Annotated in this window: 23 protein-coding genes; 15 read left to right on the forward strand and 8 right to left on the reverse strand. The window is 57.0% G+C overall.

What is annotated here, in order from left to right:
* Positions 1 to 142: 142 nt before the first annotated feature.
* From D460_RS0126930 to D460_RS33950, 5 genes are all read left to right on the forward strand, one after another.
* Entirely contained in the window at positions 143 to 979 is an 837-nt protein-coding gene (locus tag D460_RS0126930) for an alpha/beta hydrolase (protein ID WP_026283589.1), read from the forward strand.
* 20 nt (positions 980 to 999) lie between these two features.
* A complete protein-coding gene (locus tag D460_RS36565; RefSeq protein ID WP_196809382.1) occupies positions 1000 to 1323 on the forward strand; it encodes a hypothetical protein in 324 nt (107 codons plus the stop codon).
* A 739-nt stretch (positions 1324 to 2062) separates the two neighbouring features.
* Positions 2063 to 2647, forward strand: a complete 585-nt coding sequence (locus D460_RS33945; protein WP_026283590.1) for a histidine kinase dimerization/phospho-acceptor domain-containing protein — start codon at positions 2063 to 2065, stop codon at positions 2645 to 2647.
* Positions 2648 to 3091 (forward strand): ATP-binding protein, encoded by a 444-nt coding sequence (locus D460_RS0126950; RefSeq protein WP_018901726.1) that lies wholly within the window; start codon positions 2648 to 2650, stop codon positions 3089 to 3091.
* Positions 3088 to 3699, forward strand: a complete 612-nt coding sequence (locus D460_RS33950; RefSeq protein ID WP_018901727.1) for a response regulator — start codon at positions 3088 to 3090, stop codon at positions 3697 to 3699. Before D460_RS0126950 ends, D460_RS33950 begins: the two co-directional genes overlap by 4 nt.
* 31 nt (positions 3700 to 3730) lie before the next feature.
* Here D460_RS33950 and D460_RS0126960 read toward each other — a convergent pair whose 3' ends face one another.
* The 5 genes from D460_RS0126960 to D460_RS0126985 all read right to left on the reverse strand — a co-directional run bounded on the left by D460_RS0126960 (position 3731) and on the right by D460_RS0126985 (position 8380).
* Positions 3731 to 4288: a pyridoxamine 5'-phosphate oxidase family protein gene (locus D460_RS0126960; RefSeq protein WP_026283591.1), complete on the reverse strand. Its 558-nt coding sequence runs from the start codon at positions 4286 to 4288 to the stop codon at positions 3731 to 3733.
* A gap of 482 nt (positions 4289 to 4770) precedes the next feature.
* A complete protein-coding gene (locus D460_RS0126970) occupies positions 4771 to 5310 on the reverse strand; it encodes a heme-binding protein (RefSeq protein WP_081619989.1) in 540 nt (179 codons plus the stop codon).
* Between the two features lie 515 nt (positions 5311 to 5825).
* Entirely contained in the window at positions 5826 to 6425 is a 600-nt protein-coding gene (locus D460_RS0126975; RefSeq protein ID WP_037112235.1) for a TetR/AcrR family transcriptional regulator, read from the reverse strand.
* Positions 6426 to 6427: 2 nt separating this feature from the next.
* A complete protein-coding gene (locus D460_RS0126980) occupies positions 6428 to 6892 on the reverse strand; it encodes a DUF1348 family protein (RefSeq protein ID WP_018901732.1) in 465 nt (154 codons plus the stop codon).
* A gap of 792 nt (positions 6893 to 7684) precedes the next feature.
* Complete coding sequence (locus D460_RS0126985; RefSeq protein ID WP_018901733.1) at positions 7685 to 8380, reverse strand: FCD domain-containing protein; 696 nt, start codon at positions 8378 to 8380, stop codon at positions 7685 to 7687.
* A 155-nt stretch (positions 8381 to 8535) separates the two neighbouring features.
* On the opposite strand from D460_RS0126985, the gene D460_RS0126990 reads away from it, so the two are divergent.
* The 10 genes from D460_RS0126990 (at position 8536) to D460_RS0127035 (ending at position 18355) form a co-directional block, all read left to right on the forward strand.
* The gene (locus tag D460_RS0126990) at positions 8536 to 9333 is read left to right on the forward strand and encodes an ABC transporter substrate-binding protein (RefSeq protein ID WP_026283592.1); all 798 of its coding nucleotides are present in this window, start codon (positions 8536 to 8538) and stop codon (positions 9331 to 9333) included.
* A gap of 64 nt (positions 9334 to 9397) precedes the next feature.
* A complete protein-coding gene (locus D460_RS0126995) occupies positions 9398 to 10069 on the forward strand; it encodes an amino acid ABC transporter permease (RefSeq protein WP_018901735.1) in 672 nt (223 codons plus the stop codon).
* Positions 10069 to 10818: an amino acid ABC transporter ATP-binding protein gene (locus D460_RS0127000; RefSeq protein WP_018901736.1), complete on the forward strand. Its 750-nt coding sequence runs from the start codon at positions 10069 to 10071 to the stop codon at positions 10816 to 10818. Before D460_RS0126995 ends, D460_RS0127000 begins: the two co-directional genes overlap by 1 nt.
* A 28-nt stretch (positions 10819 to 10846) precedes the next feature.
* Positions 10847 to 12109: a cysteine desulfurase-like protein gene (locus D460_RS0127005; protein WP_018901737.1), complete on the forward strand. Its 1263-nt coding sequence runs from the start codon at positions 10847 to 10849 to the stop codon at positions 12107 to 12109.
* Positions 12110 to 12137: 28 nt separating this feature from the next.
* Positions 12138 to 13559 carry a dihydropyrimidinase gene (hydA, locus tag D460_RS0127010; RefSeq protein ID WP_037112250.1) on the forward strand — a complete coding sequence of 474 codons (1422 nt, stop codon included), beginning with the start codon at positions 12138 to 12140 and terminating at the stop codon, positions 13557 to 13559.
* A gap of 1060 nt (positions 13560 to 14619) precedes the next feature.
* Positions 14620 to 16137: a helix-turn-helix transcriptional regulator gene (locus D460_RS0127015; RefSeq protein WP_018901739.1), complete on the forward strand. Its 1518-nt coding sequence runs from the start codon at positions 14620 to 14622 to the stop codon at positions 16135 to 16137.
* Positions 16138 to 16285: 148 nt separating this feature from the next.
* Positions 16286 to 16465 (forward strand): CsbD family protein, encoded by a 180-nt coding sequence (locus D460_RS0127020; RefSeq protein ID WP_018901740.1) that lies wholly within the window; start codon positions 16286 to 16288, stop codon positions 16463 to 16465.
* 66 nt (positions 16466 to 16531) lie between these two features.
* A complete protein-coding gene (locus D460_RS0127025; protein WP_018901741.1) occupies positions 16532 to 16792 on the forward strand; it encodes a BON domain-containing protein in 261 nt (86 codons plus the stop codon).
* A gap of 47 nt (positions 16793 to 16839) precedes the next feature.
* A complete protein-coding gene (locus tag D460_RS0127030; protein WP_018901742.1) occupies positions 16840 to 17358 on the forward strand; it encodes a DUF992 domain-containing protein in 519 nt (172 codons plus the stop codon).
* Positions 17359 to 17467: 109 nt separating this feature from the next.
* The gene (locus D460_RS0127035; RefSeq protein ID WP_026283593.1) at positions 17468 to 18355 is read left to right on the forward strand and encodes a hypothetical protein; all 888 of its coding nucleotides are present in this window, start codon (positions 17468 to 17470) and stop codon (positions 18353 to 18355) included.
* Positions 18356 to 18725: 370 nt separating this feature from the next.
* Here D460_RS0127035 and D460_RS0127045 read toward each other — a convergent pair whose 3' ends face one another.
* The 3 genes from D460_RS0127045 to D460_RS0127055 form a co-directional block, all read right to left on the reverse strand.
* On the reverse strand, positions 18726 to 19025 hold the full coding sequence (locus D460_RS0127045) for a DUF982 domain-containing protein (RefSeq protein WP_018901745.1): 300 nt from the start codon (positions 19023 to 19025) through the stop codon (positions 18726 to 18728).
* Positions 19026 to 19100: 75 nt separating this feature from the next.
* Entirely contained in the window at positions 19101 to 19577 is a 477-nt protein-coding gene (locus D460_RS0127050) for an Hsp20 family protein (RefSeq protein WP_018901746.1), read from the reverse strand.
* Positions 19578 to 19650: 73 nt separating this feature from the next.
* Positions 19651 to 19926 (reverse strand): hypothetical protein, encoded by a 276-nt coding sequence (locus tag D460_RS0127055; protein ID WP_018901747.1) that lies wholly within the window; start codon positions 19924 to 19926, stop codon positions 19651 to 19653.
* Positions 19927 to 19935 lie beyond the last annotated feature (9 nt).

The following is a 19935-nucleotide window of genomic DNA, read 5'->3' on the forward strand; positions in this document are numbered from 1 at the left end:
AATGACATCCGAGACAAATCGCTTCTTCGTGTCGAGACGCAGCGTACTGCTCGGCAGCATCGCACTTGCCAGCGTGACCATCCCGGGGCTCGCGTTCTCACAGAATTCTTCAACCGGCAACTTTTCACAAGGAGATATCGACATGGGCTTCGTAACAACCAAGGACGGCACGGAAATCTTTTACAAGGACTGGGGTCCGAAGGACGCTCAGCCGATCGTCTTCCACCACGGCTGGCCGCTGTCTTCGGACGACTGGGACGCGCAGATGCTGTTCTTTCTCTCGAAGGGTTATCGCGTCGTTGCCCATGATCGCCGTGGCCACGGCCGTTCCGCGCAGGTTGCCGACGGTCACGATATGGACCACTATTCCGCTGACGCTTTTGCCGTCGTGGAAGCGCTGGATCTGAAGAACGCCGTGCATATCGGCCATTCCACCGGTGGCGGTGAAGTTGCTCGCTACGTTGCCAAGTTCGGCCAACCGGCCGGGCGCGTCGCCAAGGCGGTTCTGGTGTCGGCCGTTCCGCCGCTGATGCTGCAGACCGAAAACAACCCTGAGGGCCTGCCAATCGAAGTGTTCGACGGCTTCCGTTCGGCACTTGCCGCCAACCGCGCACAGTTCTTTCGCGATGTTCCGGCCGGTCCCTTCTACGGCTTCAACCGGGATGGCGCCAAGGTGCAGGAGGGCGTTATCCAGAATTGGTGGCGCCAGGGCATGATGGGCGGCGCCAAGGCGCACTATGATGGCATCAAGGCCTTCTCCGAAACCGACCAGACGGAAGACTTGAAGGCGATCACCGTTCCGACGCTTGTCCTGCACGGCGAAGACGACCAGATCGTACCGATCGCGGATGCCGCCAGGAAATCGATCAAGCTGCTGAAGAACGGCCAGATCAAGACCTATCCGGGCTTCTCGCACGGCATGCTCACCCTCAATGCCGAAGTGCTGAACGCCGACCTGCTGGCCTTCATCAAGGGCTGACGCCTATCCGGTGTGGGCGATTGACGCCGCGGCGCTTTGGGCCGATCGAAAAACAGAGGGGCGTCAGCGCCCCTCCTTGGCGACCAGCATTTGGCAAGTTGCGTGCGGCCGCACGCCCGATCGGCGCGCCGGCGCCGCCGCACTACTGGCAGATGTATTTCGGCTCTAACTCAATACCAAGAATTTACTGTGGCATGTCCGCGTCGCATTCCCGCGATTACCATCTGCTGCTCGACGAGCACGGCTACGAGTTGTTGGCGATGAAAGATCCGCTTGCCAAGCGGATCGGCGGCGACGCCCTACGATCCGGATATCTCTTGCAAGCAATGCATCGCTGCTCATGATGCCAACTTCGTCCATCCTCTGAGAAATCTAACGATGGCGCGATCGTCAGCCTGCTTGAAGCTGGAGCGACGAGACCGAGAAACGTATCTGGTTCCTGTTCGAGAGCCTCCTCCACACCAACAATTGATCACGTGAAAGCCGGCATTGCGATCCTGTCCCGGTAGGATTACCGATTGCCGCTTTGCGCCCGATGGGTATTGATTTGACCATCGCCACTCACACACGGAGTGGATGCTTAGCAGCATCCTGTGTCATGCGACGATTTCTAAACGAGCGCCGAGTTCCCGCAAAAACCGCACTTGCATGGGTCGCAGTCAGTGCGCTGTCTGTTCTGGTCCTCGCCGTTGCCAACTATAGAGCGGGTCAGCAGGAGCTTGTTGAAAGATCAGGTAACACCGAAACGCTACCTGCTGAAAAACTGGCGCAACACGATGCCCATCTAAGCGCACTCGGCGCGATCGTTCGCATGTCACCAGTTGAGCCGTCGCCGATCATTCAAGGCCTCTCGGAAAACATTCTGGTCCGGTATCCCCCCGTATTGTCCAAATCACCACATTCCGGCTCGATACCGCTGCCCCGCGGGCATTCTTGTATGGCCAGCCGCTTGGAGCCACAGAGGAAGATGGCCGCTCGCTCAGCGAATTACCACAGCTCTCCAATGTCGGCGATATCGTGAGCCGCGCCCTGCCCGGCGGGCAGGCCTACCATATCTTCAAGCTTGTCTAGCCCGGCCGCCTCTTGCGTCTGCGTATCGACGCCAATGCGTTGCTGGGCCGCGATATAGCGCCCCTTAACTACTCCACCAAGCTGACACTGAATGGCGAGACACTCGCGAAACATGGCCCCGGCGACAAAACGCTCCTTTCGGCTACGACAAGCATCGCGATGATGAGCCATACTCAGCCCCTCGAGCTGGAAATCAGCCGGAATCTCGGCATCGATGAACTCGTCCCGCTTCGGTTGGCCGTACCGCTGATTGTCGGCTGGGCCGCGGTCATCTGGTTGGCCATGTCCCATAGGCAAACCCGGGCCGAACGGCGGCGCCATGAGACGAAGGCAGCGATGCTGAAGCAGGAAGCGATGCTCGCGCATGCTGGCCGGGTCAACGCTCTCGGTGAGATGGCCTCCGGAATTGCCCACGAACTGGCTCAACCGGTGACAGCGGTGCTCAGCCAGAGCCAGGCCGCAAAGCGCGCGCTGGCAATCGGCCGCCAGGACATCCTCGCAAAGGCACTCGACGCAAATATTCGCGAAGCAAAGCGTGCGGGTGATATCCTGGAACGCATGAGGGCCTATATCTCAGGTGCGCCGGCCGATATCTAATTGGTCCCTCTTGATGAGGCAGTTAGGGCCGCCATCGGCCTGATCCAGGCGGATATCAAGGCGCGGTCAATCGCCTTGAATGTCGAGGTTCCCTCGGGTCTGCCCATTGTGCCGATCGACGTGGTTTCATTTCAGCAGGTCATTCATAATCTCGTGCGTAATGCCGCAAATGCGCTCGCCGAATGCCCGTCACCTCTCATTACACTAAGGGCTCGGCGCGAAGAAAGCGGGGTTGCCATCGTAGTGGCAGACAATGGGCCACGCATAGAAACCGCTTCACTTCATCGGATCTTTGAACCGTTCTTCACCACAAAAGCTGAGGGCATGGGCCTTGGGCTGCCTTTGTCGTCGCGGCTGATCGAGCGCATGGATGGTAGTCTCGAAGCATTTAATGACTGCGGCGCCACCTTCATTATCCGCCTGCCACCGGGAGAACCCTCGTGATCTACCTTGTCGACGACAATCTCGCGGTGCGAGAAGCAATGACGCTACTGCTCGCCACCTACGCCAAGGAGGTGAGCACCTTCTGTGATGCCGAGCACCTGCTCAATAATCTGGGAAACGTGCAGCCGGGGATCATACTTCTCGATCTCAGGATGCCGGTCGTCAGTGGACCGCAGCTTTTGAAGAAGCTAGAGGATCTCGGCATCCGCTGGCCAGTCGTCATGATCACGGGGCACGGTGACGTCGAAGCATGCCGCCGCGCGTTTAAGGCCGGTGTCGTCGACTTTCTTGCAAAGCCTATCGATGAACATGTGCTGATGGAATCCATTGCAGCCTTCGAGAGCGCACTCGACGATCTTCTCGTCTGCAATGAAAGCAACAGACTATTGGACCACCTCACCTCCCGCGAGCGGGAAGTGATCGAACTCGTATCAAAGGGCTTTGGAAGCAAGGAGATCGCCTCAGCACTTAATGTGTCGGCGCGAACCGTTGACAGTCATCGGGCGAGCATCGCAACAAAACTCGGAACACCCGCAGTCGCGGAGCAGACCCGCATCTGGCTCATGGCGTATGACAGGCATGCGAAACTGCCATTGAGACTAAGGTGAGCCTGCAACACTAAATTTGTTCGCAACCCGGCTAGGCGTCATCGAACATGCCCGTCGGCAGGCCGTCCATGCTGTAGGCGTTTTTTTCCCGCCGATAGATCTCGATACCATCCGGTCCCTTTGCGTCGGTCCATTGATCGAGGCTCGGCCGCTCGGCCTTGTAGTGGAAAAGAGGAACGCCGAAGCCGCAAGAAGTCTGCACGAGGTCAATGTCCAGCAAAATGACCTGCCGGGCTCCTGAAGGTTCCGCACCGTCGTAATGACAGATCAGGATATTGTTATATTCCTGGCTGCCGCGGGGGATGGATCGCCCGCGGCCGTAAAGGCGCAAGATCATCGGTGGCCCGTCAACCGCACAAAACATGATCGTTAGCCGGCCATCTGCGCGCAAGTGGGCCGCAGTCTCGTTGCCACTGCCCGTTCTATCCAGGTAGACCACCGTATTCCCATCGATTACGCGCAGACAACCCGCCTCACGAGGCGAAACATTCACCCGTGAACCATCCGTTGCCGAGGCGGTGAAGAAAATATGCTGCCGGTCGATAAAATCCTTGAGACGATTGTCTATGCTCTGGAATTGTTTCGCCACGACGGGTGCGTCCTTTTGCTTGAAAATGCGATCGATAGGCATCCAGCGGCCAGGAGATCACGCCTGCGCAGCTTCGTCCAGAGCTTCTCCTAAAGCACTGCGAGGTGCGCCACCAAAGACACTCCATGTTACGGCGCCGACCTCAGGTCAGCGTAAGCCCTGCTTGGCACCTCGCAGTGAATGCGACGATATCAAGGCAGGTTTAGGTCTAGTCCAAGCATCCGGCTCGCAAAAAGCGCGACGAGCCCAACGCCGGCTAGCGCAACCAGAAACAATGCGACCACTTTTGTGCCCGTTTGCAGCAACGCGCGTGTCGTCCGCTTCTCGCCTCGGTCGTAATGCCATTTGACAGCGAAATACATCGCGACAGCCAATGCGGTAAGCTTGAACGTTGCAAAGACTACAGGAACCCAGTTCATATCTGAGACTTTCACAGCCGAGGGCGTCGATCGCTTCGATCGACGCCGCGTGACATCGCTTTCCTATTTGATGCGTGCGCCGACTTTTTCGATCGCCTGGTTCGCGCATGCTTCATCCAGATTGCCGCCTGGTGCACCAGCTACGCCGATCGCGCCGATCGTATCCGCACCGACCTTGATCGGTACGCCACCCGCCAACACGAGAAAGCCTGGGATATCGACCATGCCGGCGGCAACCGGGCTCTTTGACACGTTCTCGGCGATCGCGCTGGTGGGGTTACGCGACGACGCCGACGTGAAGGCCTTCTGCGTGGAGGCGTTGGTGAAATGCGGGCCTGCTTTGTCGGCGCGCACCAAGGCAAGAAGGACACCCGACCGATCCGTTACGGCTGCCGAGACGTTGTAACCATCAGCGCTGCATGCCGAGACGGCGGCCTGGGCGATATCAACCGCGAGGGTGGTTGCGATGCTTGTCTGCTGCAAGGTGTCTTGAGCATAAGAGGAGGTCGCAACCAGCGCGCTGGTGGCCAGGGTGATCAGGAGGATCTTCACTTTGGTAACTTTCTTTCGGTTGTCGATAATTCTCAGCTTACTGGAAGCCATGATCAGGTGAATTCGCGTCGCCACGGAGTGGAATCGGTAGAATTACCGAGCCGCCTGCACGATCGGCAGCCTCGCCGCTAAATCTCGCACCAGCACGCGCGTGTGCTTGGCATAGTCGATTGGACCTTCGACAAGATGCACGTTGCCGATCGCGAACCCATTGTTCAGGGTCGACGACTACCGAAGGTCATCCCGAAATCGGCAAAACGGTCGACAGCCTGCTTCCAGTGGATCATCCCGTAGCCATCTCCTTTGATCAGAAGAATAACGAGCGTTAGCCGCAAACGCACCGCTTTTATGGGTCACGGACGTTAACGAAGAAGATCCTCATGGTGTCAACCGCTTCCGATGACGCGCGTTGAGGCGAACACGTTGCCGTGGACATCGGCTTCGGAAAAATCAGCGAGGTTATCGCAAAGAGGATGACGTTATGATGATAAGCTGCCTCTCCAGCTCGCGAAGGCCACGGGGCATGTCTCCGCAAGCAAAATCTTAGGCCAGGCAGCGGCGAGGGGTCAAAACGACCTTTTACCCGAGGAATTGTCGAGTGCCGTCCCGTCAAACGCCAATCGACCATGAAGCTGATCGATAGCGCGTTGGAAAACGGCGGGATCGTCGAGTGCCCTGGACAAAACGATCGCGCCTTGGATGGCGAGAACGGCGTCTTCCGAGAGGATGCGCGCCTGCTCGACGTCACGACCTTGCCGAACGAGCGCCGCTTGCAGAGCGTCTACCCAGCCGACGAAGTAACCTCGGATGGCCTGGGCGAAGAGGTCTCGGGTGTTGGCGACAGCGAGCGCACCAACGAGACAAACGCGCCCGCCCGACCTGAAGTATTTCGTGGTTTCCTTGAGCATCGTCGCGATGGCAGCATCGGCATCCTCTCCGTCTCTCAGCGGAGAATAGACGGAATCTTCAAACCATTGCTCGATATCGGCGAGCACGGCCCGGACCATCTCCTCCTTCCCGTTTGGGAAGAAGTGATACAGGCTACCCTTGCCAAGACCTGTCGCCTTGCCGATCAGGGCAAGGCTCGCACCTTCGTATCCATGCTCGCGAAAAACCTCGGCCAGGGAGGCAATGGCATCGGATCTTTCAGCGACCATGCGGGCCATGATCAGAGACCAAGATCGCTGAGGCTGGGATGGTCGTCCGGACGACGACCGAGCGGCCAGTGAAAAAGGCGATCAGCTTCAGCAATTGGCATTTCATTGATGCATGCGTGGCGGTGCGCCATCAGGCCGTCCTCTGCGAATTCCCAGTTCTCGTTACCATAGGCACGGAACCAATGACCACTGTCGTCGCGATATTCATAGGCGTAACGCACAGCAATGCGATTGCCGGTGAAGGCCCAGAGCTCCTTGATGAGGCGGTACTCATGTTCCTTGTTCCATTTGCGCTCCAAAAACGCCTGGGCTTCCTGGCGGTTGGTGGCGAATTCGACGCGGTTTCGCCAGCGGGTGTCGAGAGTGTAGGCAAGCGCCACCTTGGCTGGGTCGCGGCTGTTCCAGCCATCTTCAGCCAGACGGACCTTTTCGATTGCGGTTTCGCGTGTGAACGGTGGGAGAGGAGGACGTGTCATTTTGCGTTTCCTTTGCAAATCGTTAGTTTGTACTATTCAGTAAACTGTTTACTGATCGGTACAGTATTTTTGATCAATTTGTGTGTCAACACGTTTTTTCAGCTCTCGAAACTTTTTTTCGGTGGGCGCTCATCTGCCGAAAACCGATCCCGTCGGCGATCGACCAATGCGCGCGAAATCGAGCGTGCGAGCGGCCGAAAGCGCGAGAGCTTAGAGGGAGTGAAGCGTCTCGCGACACATGCACGACGAAATCGGCCAAGGCCAAAGACGGATTGCCTCTCCTCAGCTCTAGGCCAAGTTTTTGCGTACTGGCGATGTGACTTTGGAAATGCTTCTTGAGGGCGCAAGCTCTTCTCACGGCAAGAAGCGTGCCAGAAGGTTTGCGACGGAACTTTGACAAGTTTCCGCAGCTGACGCTGCGTAGTTGGACGACGAGAAAGGCATCGGCTTCTATGCCATGATCTATAACGCCAATCGCTTGGCAGAGGAGCCCCGTGAGAGCCCCATCCTGCCGATTTGGTCAAGGCACGAGAGCCCGAAAGGCCATTTTTGGCGATCTTGTCAGTCGACGACTAGCGGTCGGTTTTTCGTCTTGCCGGCTCCGACATAGCATCATCGTCCAATTCGAGGCGGAATTCGGCGCGAGCTGGCTGGGCCGGCCTGAAACGACCTTCAGATGGAACCAAATGACCGTCGACGCTGACGCCAACTTCATACAGCCGAACCGAGCTGGCAAAGTCCAGTTCGCTCTGTCATCCCAGTTTCACGTTCACGTCTTCCTCGATCACTTTTCTACGGCTGCAACCCGGCGCAGCGCGCGGTATTTCGAATGTGCGTTTCCATCTCAACGCAAGCCGTATCTCCGGCATTGGACTTTAGAGCTGCGATAATGCGGCGGTGTTCCGCGATTGATTGACGCATTCGTTCCGGATCCGTGATGGGGATAGGCTGACGCTGGGTTTCGGTGACCTGATCGCGCACCGTCTTATAAAGCGCCTTTAACATGGTGTTGGAGCAAGCGGACACGATGATACCGTGAAACTCCAGATCGGCATCGACATTGGCGAGCAGGTCCTGACTAGCCCAGCACTCCTCCATGGTCTTGGTTGCTTTTTCCATCAAATCGAGCTGTGCCTGCGACAATCGCCCAGCCGCGAGGCGTGCGATCTCGCCCTCGAGCAGGATCCGGGTCTGGAAGACGTCAAAAACAGAATAGCTTTCGGAATAACGCCACGGCGCCATGTTGCCACTTGGGCCGGCCGTCCCATCACCGGCGGCCACGAATGTCCCTCTCCCAGCTTCCGTCTTCAGCAAGCCCAATGTCTCGAGCGTTAAAAGTGCCTCGCGTAACGACGCCCGGCTGATGCCAAATCTTTGGGAGAACTCACGTTGAGAGGGGACTTTCTCACCTGCTTTCAATTCCCCAGACTGAATCATGGCCTGGATTTCGCGGGCAACCGATTGTGGCAAAAGCGTTTTATTCAGCATCCGATCCTAGCTCCCTTAAACCCGCACTGCCGCTTTCGATACATTTTTCAATTGGGATCTTGCAAAGGATTAATGCACGTGCTTGTCTGGTCATACTGGTCTGACCAGTTAGACCAACGTAGATTGGCTTGAATCATAAAACAAGGGGTTCTCAAATGCTTCACGTTTCGCGCATGAAAACTACTTTTCTAGCCGGGCTGGTGTCGGCGCTCGGCGTGTTCAGCGCCCAAGCCGCTGATCTGACGGTTGGTGCCAACATTGGTAACGTGCCGTGGGAGTTTCAAGATGCCAGCGGAAAGACCGTTGGCTTCGAAGTCGATCTCGTCAACGAAATCGCAAAGCGCCTGGGCAAGTCGGTAGAGTTCGTCAATACGCCGTTCAACGGTCTCTTTTCCGCTGTTCAGTCCGGCCGTATCAATATGGCGATTTCATCGATTACCATCACAGAGAAACGCCTGGCGTCGGTTAGCTTCGCCCAACCATACTATGACAGCGATCAGTCTCTAACAGTGACAGCAGCTTCCGGCATTACCGGGCTGAAGGACATGAGTGGCAAGGTCGTTGGCGTAGATACCGGATCGACGGGTGATATGTGGGCGGAAGCCCATAAGGGTGATTACAAGCTTGGCGAAATCCGCAAGTTCGAAGGATTGCAGCCCGCCATGCTCGATCTCGTTGCAGGACGGGTCGATGGCTATATCTCCGACATTCCCGCACTGCTCTACTACGCCAAGGACAAGCCGGAGCTGAAGGTCGTCGAGCGTATTCCGACAGGCGAAAAATACTCGATCATGTTCAACAAGGGCGATCCGTTGGCTGCAGAGGTCAACGCAGTCATCACCAAGCTAAAGGGCGAGGGCTTCATCGCTAAGTTGCACGAAACTTGGTTCGGCGCAAAGGCCGAGGACACGACATCGACCGTTGCTGTACTCGATATGCCCAAGGCCAAGTAGGGCTTACACTGCGTCTGGCGGGGCCGCTCGTGTCCCGCCAGGTTGCCAAGGGAGCCTATCCGGCATGAACCTCATAACGACCTTCTTCAATATTCCGGTCTTTCTTAATAGCCTGCCGCAATTGCTTTGGGGACTTGTTGTCACCGTTCAGATCGGCGTTGCCAGCATCCTTTGCGGTCTGGTCGGGGGTCTATTTCTGGCGATAGCACGTCTTTACGCCCCGGCCATTTTCACGCTGCTGATCCGAATCTACATCGACATCTTCCGGTCGATCCCTTTGCTGGTGCTGTTGATCATTATCTATTACGCGCTCCCATTCGTCGGGATCCGGCTGTCTCCATTCTTTTCTGCTGTCACCGCGCTGTCGCTGGTGTCTGCCGCCTATACCGCGGAAATCTTTCGCGCTGGCATCGAGGCTGTTCCCCACGGTCAATTTGAAGCATCCGCAGCGCTTGGCTTCTCCAACCGCAACACCATGGTGGATATCATCCTTCCGCAGGCCATCCGGATCGTTATTCCACCGCTCACCAACAACTGCATCAATGTCATGAAAGACACCGCCCTTGCGTCGGTCGTCGCCATGCCGGACTTGTTGAAACAGGCAACACAAGCGCAGGCGCTCAACGCCAACCCGACGCCGCTGATCGGTGCGGCCGTGATCTACATCGCACTGCTTTGGCCAATGGTTGCTCTGGTTGCGCGGCTTGAAAGACACTTCAATCGGGGGAAACGTTGATGGGAAAGACCACAACCCCACTGATTTCCATCCGCGGGCTGACCAAAGCGTATGGGTTATACACCGTTTTGCATAGCATTGACCTCGATGTGGCTGAAGGCGAGGTCGTCTGCGTAATCGGTCCTTCCGGCTCCGGAAAATCGACGCTCATTCGCTGCATCAATCATCTGGAGGCCTTTCAGCCAGATAGCAGCATCACGGTAGATGGCATTCGCGTGGCGCCTGGCCCGGCACTTGCCAAAGTGCGTGCGGAAGTCGGCATGGTTTTCCAGTCGTTCAATCTGTTTCCGCATATGACCGTTTTGAGAAACGTCATGATCGCTCCCATGAGGGTTCGAAAGACACCAGAGGTGGAAGCTGGACGCAAGGCGCGCGAGCTTCTAGCCCGCGTCGGCATTGCCGAGCAGGCTGCGAAATTTCCAGGTCAACTCTCTGGCGGCCAGCAGCAGCGTGTGGCAATCGCCCGGGCGCTGGCCATGGAGCCACGAGTTCTTCTGTTTGACGAGCCAACATCGGCTCTCGATCCGGAAATGGTCGGCGAAGTGCTGGATGTCATGCGCACACTGGCCGGCACCGGAGTGACCATGGTGATTGTCACGCACGAGATGGGTTTTGCACGTCAGGTGGCAGACCGCGTCATCTTCATGGATGGCGGGCGCCTCGTCGAAACTGGCACACCTTCCGACATCTTCGACAATCCTAAAGAGGCAAGGACGCGTGAGTTCCTTCGTGCCGTCCGCGACCACTGAATAAAAGACCATTAGGGAGACACTAGGAATGATTACCTCATCACCGCTCGACCTCGACTACGTGCGCAGCCAGTTCCCAGGCCTTCACCGCGGCTGGACCTATTTCGACAATGCGGGTGGATCTCAAATCCTCAAGGGCGCACTGGAGCGCATCAATAAATTCCTGATCGAAAAAAACGTGCAGATCGGCGGCTCCTACGCCGTATCGCAGGCGGCCGCCGAAGCGCTCTACGAAGCGCGGACCGCAGCCATGCACTTGGTCAACGCTTCGCATCCGGGAGAGATCGTGTTCGGCAATTCCACCACAGCGTTGCTGCAGAACCTAGCCCGTGCGATGCAAAGCCAGCTTTCGCCAGGCGACGAGATCGTCGTTACGGTCAGCGATCACGAATCCAACATCGGCCCCTGGGACCGGCTGAAAGAGGCCGGCATCACGCTGAAGATCTGGCCGCTCAACAAAGACACCTTGATGCTCGATCTCGCAGACCTGGCGCCGCTGATGAGCGGTCGCACCAAACTCGTCTGCGTGACCCACGTCTCCAACATCCTTGGATCGATCAATCCGATCCGCGAGATCGCCGATTTCGTGCATGCGCGTGGTGCAAGAATATGCGTCGATGCCGTGGCCTTTGCCCCGCACCGTGCCGTCGACGTACAGGCCTTAGACGTCGATTATTACGTTTTCAGCCTCTACAAGACCTACGGCCCACATTACGCGCTGATGTATGGCAAATATGATTATCTGCTCGAACTCGACACCCTATATCATTATTTCTACGGCAAGGACAAAGTGCCAGGAAAGCTGGAGCCGGGTAATCCCAACTATGAACTGGCCTATTCCACATGCGGCATCGTCGATTATCTGGCCGCACTTGGCGAACAGGCAGGCGAGACTGGACCGGTGCGCCAGAAAATAGAGGCAGCCTTTGCAGCAATCACCGAACAGGAAAATCTTCTGACGGAGAGGCTCCTGGGCTACCTTCGCTCTCGAAACGACTGCCGGATTGTTGGACAGGCCAATCAAGACGAGAAGCGCGTGCCTACTATTGCCTTCCGCTTCGATGGCCGTCAGGCTGGCGCGTTGTGCAAAGCAATGGACAGCGAAAACATCGCCATGCGTTTTGGGGATTTCCATTCGAAACGGCTTGCCGAATATCTTGGGCTCACCGACCATGGCGGCATGCTGAGGGTGTCCATGGTCCATTATAATACGCTGGAAGAGGTCGATCGCTTCACGGCAGCACTTGACCGTATTCTGGCGGGAGATGCGGGATTTGCGAAAGCAAGCTGAGCAATGACGACAAGAAGGATAGGGAATGATGCGTTTCGATACGGTGATCAGGCACGGAACAGTGGTGACGGCAAGCGACACGTTCGTCAGTGATGTCGGCATCAAGGATGGTCGTATCGCTGCACTTGCCGCTGACCTGACCGATGCCGACGAGATAATAGACGCCACCGGACTGTTCGTGATGCCCGGTGGTATCGACAGCCATGTTCATCTTGACCAGCCCTCCGGTGATGGCATCGTCATGGCCGATGACTTCGACAGCGGCACCCGCTCCGCCGCCATTGGTGGCAACAGCACAGTTCTGGCCTTCTGCATGCAGGAAAAGGGGCAGACGCTTCGGGAGGCATTGAAGGTCTATCATGCCAAGGCAGAAGGGAAATGTCACGTAGACGTTGCCTTCCATCTCGTCATCACCGATCCGACCCCAGAAGTCCTCGGCCAGGAACTCCCAGCATTGGTGCAGGATGGCTATACCTCGTTGAAAGTCTTCATGACCTATGAAGGACTACGGTTGCGCGACGACGAAATCCTTGCGACGCTGGATACGGCACGCCGCACCGGCGCTCTCGTTATGGTGCACTGCGAAAACGAGGATGCGATCCGCTACCTTATCGGCCGGCATGAAGAAGAGGGCAAGTTCGCGCCGAAATTCCATGCCACGACGAGGCCCGTTGCAGCCGAACGAGAAGCCACCCACCGCGCACTTTCTCTTGCCGAAATCGTGGATGTGCCGGTCGTGATCGTCCACGTTTCGAACCGCGAGGCGATGGAGGAAATACGCCGTGCCCGCCAGCGCGGCCAGAAGATTGTAGGCGAAACGTGCCCGCAATATCTTATGTTGACCGCCGGTGATCTAGATCAGACCGAGATGGAGGGCGCCAAATACGTCTGCTCTCCACCACCGCGTGACAAGGCAAGCCAGGATGCCTGCTGGGAGGGTTTGAAACAGGGCGTGTTTGATCTGTTTTCCTCCGATCATTGCCCTTTCCGTTTCGATGATCCCGAAGGAAAATTGAACGAGAAAGGCAAGCGGCATTTCCGTTGGATCCCGAACGGCATTCCCGGCGTTGCCACACGCTTGCCGATTCTTTTCTCGGAAGGTGTCATGAAAGGCCGGATCGACATCAACCAGTTCGTTGCAGTCACCTCTACCAACCATGCCAAGCTATACGGTCTTTATCCGCGCAAAGGCACGATTGCGATTGGTGCCGATGCCGACATTGCCCTATGGGATCCGGATAAAAGGGTCATTGTGACGAATGACATCCTCCAGCACGGCGCTGACTATACACCTTATGAAGGGCAGGAGGTGCGTGGTTGGCCTGTCCAGCTGCTCTTGCGTGGCGAGACGATCATGAAGGACGGGGTGCTTGCCCAGCGGAAGGGATGCGGCACCTACCTCCAGAGAAATCGCTCTTCGCTGGTGTTGAGCAGCGCGACACCCAGCTAGACAAAGCGTCGAAAGGCCAAAGCCTGCTCAATTTTGGATGCCGGGCTCGGCGACGGGCAATCCACCGCAAGCTCTTGATACGATACGAACCAAGTACGTCTCTTCAGACTCTAGGCCGAAAAAAATCGTTGTCTGACGCACTCCGTGCGGCTAGTAATCGTTCTGATCCAACCGAGGTAAGCTGCAAAGTGGAGACATCAGCCGGCACCGGCGTGGCTCGGCTTCATCTTACGTTTCACGGTCGAACGGGTCTATGTGATGGCCACCATTCATCGGCGCTTGTGTTAGGACGGAGATGTTCGATTTTCGCGCTCTCTTGTGTTGTTCCAAGTTCGATCCTGGATGCAATCTGTGCAAACATCTACGACACGCAGACGTTAGGCTCCAGTGTCAGACGGAGTTTTGCCCTCGGGCCGAGCGACGCCAGTCAGGCTCCTGATGAACGAAATGCTTTATACCTGCTTGATACCTCTCGAAGGCGTGGCACTTACCTGTCGCTCAGACGGAAAATGATCCCGACACTCGCAACCGGCTGTGAACTAAACGCCGCAGGCTGACCTAACCGCAAAGGCCGACCTCAGTCAGCGCTTGGTTGCAGTTCCAGATATGCCGCCACAGTTCTGCAGGGCTATTGCCCAGGGCGCGAGGATGGCTTTCCTATGCGATCGTCGCGTCGCTATCCATATACACCATCACATGCCCCGGCCCCGCATCAGCACTTTGGCAACGCGGGCCGCTACTCGGACGACTTCACTGGCGTTGGCATAATTGCGTGTGAGACCTTTGGCCACAACTGCCCGTCTCATAAAATTTTTGTTGTGTCTTTGTGTGCCTGCCCTCACTTGATTTTTTTCTCGTCAGTCTTGGCTACTTTGCAAAACTACGGTCGCAATACCCGCACTCACAAAATTGGACAGTCGGCCAAAGCTGCGCGGCTACAGACATACGTCTCGTGATTGACGTTCCATTGCCGAGAAATCAAAGAAACGATGAACACCGACCCTTTACATCGCTTCCAGGGACGCAACCTATTGGTCCGCCACTGAATCTGAGGGACGACATGAGCGAAAATCCTGAGCCGCCAAAGATCAACAAGGGCAGCCTTCAAGAGCTGATTGGGGGCCTGAGTGACGGCATTATCCTTGTTGAGCAGGCTGGACGTATCGTTTGGGCCAATGCCGCAGCCATCGCCATGCATCGAGCGAGTAGCATCGAGGAGCTCGGGGGCGACGCAGCGGGATATCGGCGAACGTTTACTCTGCGGTATCGCAACAATCATCCTCTGGAGGAAGGCCAGTACCCTATGGAGCGGCTCCTCGCTGGCGAGACAATCGACGACGTGACAGTCGAAGTATCGCCGGCAGCCGATCTTGACTTGGTTTGGGTGCACACTGTTCGCACAATGTTCATCACCGATGCTGGCGACAAGCCTGACGCACTGGCTCTGATTATCAAAGATGAGACGCCGCGCTTTGAAGCAGAGGAGCGGTTTGAGCGGTCATTTAATGCCAATCCGGCCCCAGGTCTGATTTGTCGGCTCGATGATCAGCGTTTCATCCGTGTCAATGAAGGCTTCCTTGAAATGACAGGCTTCTCAAAGGAAGACGTCATCGGCAGAACCGTCGAGGCGATCGGACTATTTTCGAACTGCGAAACCGGAGACGACGCCCTTTCGAAACTGAACGAAGGCCGGGTGATCCGCCATCGAGAGGCCTTAGTGCCTCTTCCCGATGGTGGCGACCGGCTCGTCATCGTTGCCGGTGAGCCGATCTCCGTCGTCGAAGAGCCTTGCATGCTTTTCACGTTTGCCGACCTTGACGCCAGACGAAAGGCCCAGAACGCCCTTCGTCAAAGCGAAGAGCGGTTCTCAAAGTCTTTCAGGCTCTCTCCCGCGCCAGCCGCCATCTCCCGGCTCGATGACTTCGTTTTTACAGAAGCGAACGACGCTTTCCTGCAGATCTCAGGTTACGGGCTGACTGAAGTGGTCGGCCACACTGCCGGCGAGCTTCGTCTTTGGGAGGACATTGCGTCCAGACGCGGAGTGGAGCAGAAGCTGCGCGACAACATCTTCGTGCGAGACGAACCGATGCGGTTGAAACAAAGGGACGGTGACACGGCCGACTGCCTTGTTTCGGCAGAACGCGTGGAGATCAATGACGAACAATGCATCATTTGGGCTTTTCAGGACGTAACAGAACGCCGGCGCAGCGAAGCGCAACTCGTCGAGGCGATCGAAAGTGTCATGGCCGATACGTCCTGGTTCAGTCGCTCCATTGTTGAGCGTCTCGCGACCTTGAAGCAAGCCTCGACGACAAGGTCGACAGCCGGACTGCTGGAGCTTAGCGAGCGGGAGCGTGAGATCCTCGGCCTGATCTGCAATGGGCAAAGCGATGCGGAGATGGGACAGACGCTCCATCTTTCAAAGAACACCATCCGCAACCACATCGCCTCCCTTTACGGGAAGATCGGCGTTAACCGGCGTGCGGCTGCTGTCATCTGGGCGCGGGAACGCGGCTTTACGGGCGGCACCGACGGAAGATCATCAACGCGCGGGGGTAAAAAAGCGCGCGGAAAGTGACGTGGAGCCCACAAAAAGGTCATTTGATACTAATTGCGATAGTACTTTCCACTCTCAACTTTCATCGGGAACGGTTCTATTTCCAATGTCATGACACCGCAGTCGCCGGTGTCTGATGATCGAAACGCTATCTAAGGAAGGCTGCATTATGGATAAGAACCGTATCGAAGGTGCCGCAAAGGAACTGAAGGGCACGATCAAGGAGGTGGCGGGCAAGGTCACCGGTAACAAGGAACTGGAAACCGAAGGCAAGGTTGACAAGGCTGCCGGCCAGGCTCAGAGCACCATCGGCAAGGGCAAGGACGCCATAAAAGATGCGTTGAAGTGAGTGTCTTGCAACCGACTGGCTCGCCAAAATTGGCGAGCCGAAATCTCCCAGCCGAGGTCATTCCCGATGCTATTTCCGCTGTTCACGAGCGCAGCAACTGCTGCGAACTCCATCGCGGCAGGTGCTGCGATCAAATGCCTCCTGGCTTATACCCATGGATTTGAGGACTGCCTGATTGACGTCGAGATAGCACAGGGCGTCGTCATGCTCACGGGAACGGCGTCATCGCAGCAAGCCGCACGCAATGCGATCTCGCTTGCCGCGGACTTCACGTCGATGCCGGTGATCTGCAACCTGCGGATCGCTTCTGTTTCGCAGCCCGCCTGACAGGCGCCAGGGCAGACCTAAAAGCTACATCAAACAAGGAGCCAACCATGAAAAAGATGCTCATCCTCGCGCTTTCGGGCACAGTTGCTTTGGCATCGGTCGCTTCGGCGGCCGGCACCCATCACAGCAAGAAACCGCATCACCAGCAAGTTGCTTCGCAACCTAGAGAGCGACTTGGAACACTGTCGTGCGAAGTCGCTGGTGGGGTCGGTTTGCTCATCGGTTCCAGCCGCACTGTCGATTGCCAGTTCAAACAGCGCACTGGCAAGGTCGAACGCTATACCGGCACAATTGGCAAGCTCGGTCTCGATGTGGGCGTTACCGGAAAATCATATCTAAGCTGGATCGTCGTCAACACGACGCCGACGACAGTTGGAGAAGGCAGCCTTGCCGGGACCTATGTCGGAGCATCCGCTGGCGCATCTCTTGGCGTCGGTCTCGGAGCGAATGCGCTCGTTGGCGGCAACGCCAAGAATTTTGGCCTTCAGCCGCTGAGCGCGGAAGCGGGCACAGGTCTTAATGTTGCGGCCGGCGTTTCGCGCCTACAACTGCGCAAAGCGAGCTGATTTTAGCTTGAAGGACCCCAAATCTTTGGATGTGCCAAGCATCGGGGCGCCCTAAAGCCCCGTGCTCTCGCTCCGAACTCACATGCGCCAAATTCGAAAGGACACGCTCATGACTGAGCCGATTGGTGTAAATCGTCGAGATGACAGAGAAGATTATGTGCCGGAGACGGCAATTTTGAACAAGGTTTCCTGGGGCGCTGTCTTTGCCGGTGTTGCACTTGCACTCTCCGTTCAAGCCCTGTCGAACCTACTTGGCCTTGGGATCGGTTTAGCGGTTTTCGATCCATCGTCGTTTGGCAACCCCGCAGCCGGAAATGTCTCGACAGCTAGCGCTGCGTGGTTCCTTGCCTCAGGCGTTGGCGCGTCCTTCGTCGGCGGCTACATCGCCAGCCGCCTGTCTGCCCGTCCCAGTAGAGCGACTGGTGGTTATCAAGGCCTGACGGCATGGGCTGTCACGACCTTGCTGGTTCTCTATCTGCTGACCACATCTCTTGGTGCGATTGTCGGTGGCGCATTCAGCGGCGTTTCGGGCATACTTGGCGGTGTCGGCCAGACAGCGACATCGGCGGCAACTGTTGCGGTGCCGGCATTGGCAACCAACGGGGATCAGTTTTCAAGCATCGAACAGCAGATCAGATCTGCAACCGGCGGCAATGATCCCCAGGCGCTACGCGACACTGCCGTTACTGCCCTGCGGGCAGTGATCTCCGGGGATCAGGCGACACTGGATGACGCCCGTAACAAGGCGGCGGCCGCGCTCGCTCGCGCGCAGAATATTCCGGCCGATCAAGCCAAGACACAGGTTGCGGACTACGAAGCCCAATACAGGCATTCGATCCAGATAGCAAAGCAAAAGGCGATTGAGGCGGCTCAGTCGGCCAGCGAGGTGCTGTCAAAGGGCGCGATCTTAGCATTCGTTGCGCTTTCGATCGGGGCGGTCGCAGCCTGGTTTGGCGGCGTGGCAGGCACGGTGCGAGCCGGATTGCCGCGACATTAAAGACATGACGATGACGACCTGCGCAAAGCCAGCTCACGCCGCCAACCTGAAAGGCTGGCAGCGCACGCCAGCCTTGTCCCGCCGAAATTACGGCATCAGCCGATGGTCTCGTTGATTGCTAGCCTTACCGACTTTCGAACTCCCGGAACACCCGTTGAACTTCGTCGATCGAGGTTGCTCGCTCGTCCCGGGCAATGCCGGAAATCAAGCGTTGAATTGACGGCATAAAAAGTTCGATGCCCATGCGGCTAGGACGTTCCGCTTGTCATCTACCGACAGAAAGCAGGATCTGACGGCGCCGATCGGCCGCCGAGACCGATCTCATCAATATCGCCGGCCCCGTTATACTTGGTGATCGACCGCATGCTTCTCATTGCACGTGTGGATCGCGGTCTCGTCGCATGCGAGAGGCAGCAATCGCGGCTGTTTCGGGAGCCAGTAGATCATGCTTGGCGGCGAATGCTGCGAAGAGGCCGCGCGCCGTCTCTGCTTCGATTTCACCGCGAAGTGCGGCTTGACACGCTTTCATAGCCACGCAGTGCGCCGTGTCTCTGAATGATGTCGGCCATTCGGCAAGGTGTCGGTAAGCGTCCATCACGCTGCGAACTTGCGCGGGAAAGCCCAGGCCAACTAGAATTGTGACAGGGTTTTTGAACATATCGGGTTTCATGCCTGTCTCCTTCCCAACCCGGAATGTTGATGGGCGCCAGCGCTTGGCGCCCTCGCCTATGATTGCATCTGAAAATTAAGCAGCCTTCTGCGCTTCGATTTGCGCCGCGGCGGCCGGTTTTGCGAGGGTCGGCGTGCTCTGGATGTGGATCTTCCTCGGCTTGAGGGCTTCCGGGATTTCACGGACAAGATCAATCGAGAGCAGACCATTCCTCAAATCGGCTCCGTTCACACGCACGTGGTCGGCAAGCTCGAACCGGTGCTCGAACGGACGGCCGGCTATGCCACGATGCAGATAGCCCTCATTCGTGGCCTCCTGCTTCTTGCCGGTGACGATCAGCAGATTGGACTGGAAGGTAATGTCGAGATCGTCTTCGGCGAAGCCTGCGACTGCGATCGAAATTCGGTAGCTGTCGTCACCGCTCTTGACGATATCATAGGGTGGCCAGTCGCTGATCGAGCGTGCGCGCTGGGCATTTTCAAGTAGGTTGAAGATCCGGTCGAAGCCAACGCTCGAGCGGAAAAGTGGTGCATAATCGTAAGATGTTGCCATAGCCATATCCTCCTTGAAGCAACATGGATACGGGAATGCCAAAAGCGGCGCTCCCGGCGAAGCCAACCCTGTCTCAGCGGCTGGCGCCAAACGATCTGGTTTGAACGGCTATCCCTTTCAAGATCCGCTTCAAAAATTTTTTGCCGACCGCAAGTTTGGTATCGTCAATGCACCTATCGGCTGACAACGCAATGTCGGTAAGCGGCATCCTCGCTAAATACCCGCTCAGCATTTGGGGTCTTTCGCCTTCCAGTTCCTCGACATTTAATTGGATCACTTCCGCATAGTCGCAGACATCGTCGAGACCCGGCCCCACCCCAGACGAGAGCCGGCCTGCGGCGCTTTGCAATCACAGCAT

This window comes from Rhizobium sp. 2MFCol3.1, from assembly GCF_000377565.1.
Classification (GTDB): domain Bacteria; phylum Pseudomonadota; class Alphaproteobacteria; order Rhizobiales; family Rhizobiaceae; genus Rhizobium.

Excerpts from the sequence above, each read along its gene's own strand:
- D460_RS0126930 (WP_026283589.1), top strand. The coding sequence starts at position 143 with ATGGGCTTCGTAACAACCAAGGACGGCACGGAAATCTTTTACAAGGAC.
- D460_RS0126970 (WP_081619989.1), bottom strand. The coding sequence starts at position 5,310 with ATGGCTTCCAGTAAGCTGAGAATTATCGACAACCGAAAGAAAGTTACC.
- D460_RS0126975 (WP_037112235.1), bottom strand. The coding sequence starts at position 6,425 with ATGGCCCGCATGGTCGCTGAAAGATCCGATGCCATTGCCTCCCTGGCC.
- D460_RS0126980 (WP_018901732.1), bottom strand. The coding sequence starts at position 6,892 with ATGACACGTCCTCCTCTCCCACCGTTCACACGCGAAACCGCAATCGAA.
- D460_RS0126985 (WP_018901733.1), bottom strand. The coding sequence starts at position 8,380 with ATGCTGAATAAAACGCTTTTGCCACAATCGGTTGCCCGCGAAATCCAG.
- D460_RS0126990 (WP_026283592.1), top strand. The coding sequence starts at position 8,536 with ATGCTTCACGTTTCGCGCATGAAAACTACTTTTCTAGCCGGGCTGGTG.
- D460_RS0126995 (WP_018901735.1), top strand. The coding sequence starts at position 9,398 with ATGAACCTCATAACGACCTTCTTCAATATTCCGGTCTTTCTTAATAGC.
- D460_RS0127000 (WP_018901736.1), top strand. The coding sequence starts at position 10,069 with ATGGGAAAGACCACAACCCCACTGATTTCCATCCGCGGGCTGACCAAA.
- D460_RS0127005 (WP_018901737.1), top strand. The coding sequence starts at position 10,847 with ATGATTACCTCATCACCGCTCGACCTCGACTACGTGCGCAGCCAGTTC.
- hydA (WP_037112250.1), top strand. The coding sequence starts at position 12,138 with ATGCGTTTCGATACGGTGATCAGGCACGGAACAGTGGTGACGGCAAGC.
- D460_RS0127015 (WP_018901739.1), top strand. The coding sequence starts at position 14,620 with ATGAGCGAAAATCCTGAGCCGCCAAAGATCAACAAGGGCAGCCTTCAA.
- D460_RS0127020 (WP_018901740.1), top strand. The coding sequence starts at position 16,286 with ATGGATAAGAACCGTATCGAAGGTGCCGCAAAGGAACTGAAGGGCACG.
- D460_RS0127025 (WP_018901741.1), top strand. The coding sequence starts at position 16,532 with ATGCTATTTCCGCTGTTCACGAGCGCAGCAACTGCTGCGAACTCCATC.
- D460_RS0127030 (WP_018901742.1), top strand. The coding sequence starts at position 16,840 with ATGAAAAAGATGCTCATCCTCGCGCTTTCGGGCACAGTTGCTTTGGCA.
- D460_RS0127035 (WP_026283593.1), top strand. The coding sequence starts at position 17,468 with ATGACTGAGCCGATTGGTGTAAATCGTCGAGATGACAGAGAAGATTAT.
- D460_RS0127045 (WP_018901745.1), bottom strand. The coding sequence starts at position 19,025 with ATGAAACCCGATATGTTCAAAAACCCTGTCACAATTCTAGTTGGCCTG.
- D460_RS0127050 (WP_018901746.1), bottom strand. The coding sequence starts at position 19,577 with ATGGCAACATCTTACGATTATGCACCACTTTTCCGCTCGAGCGTTGGC.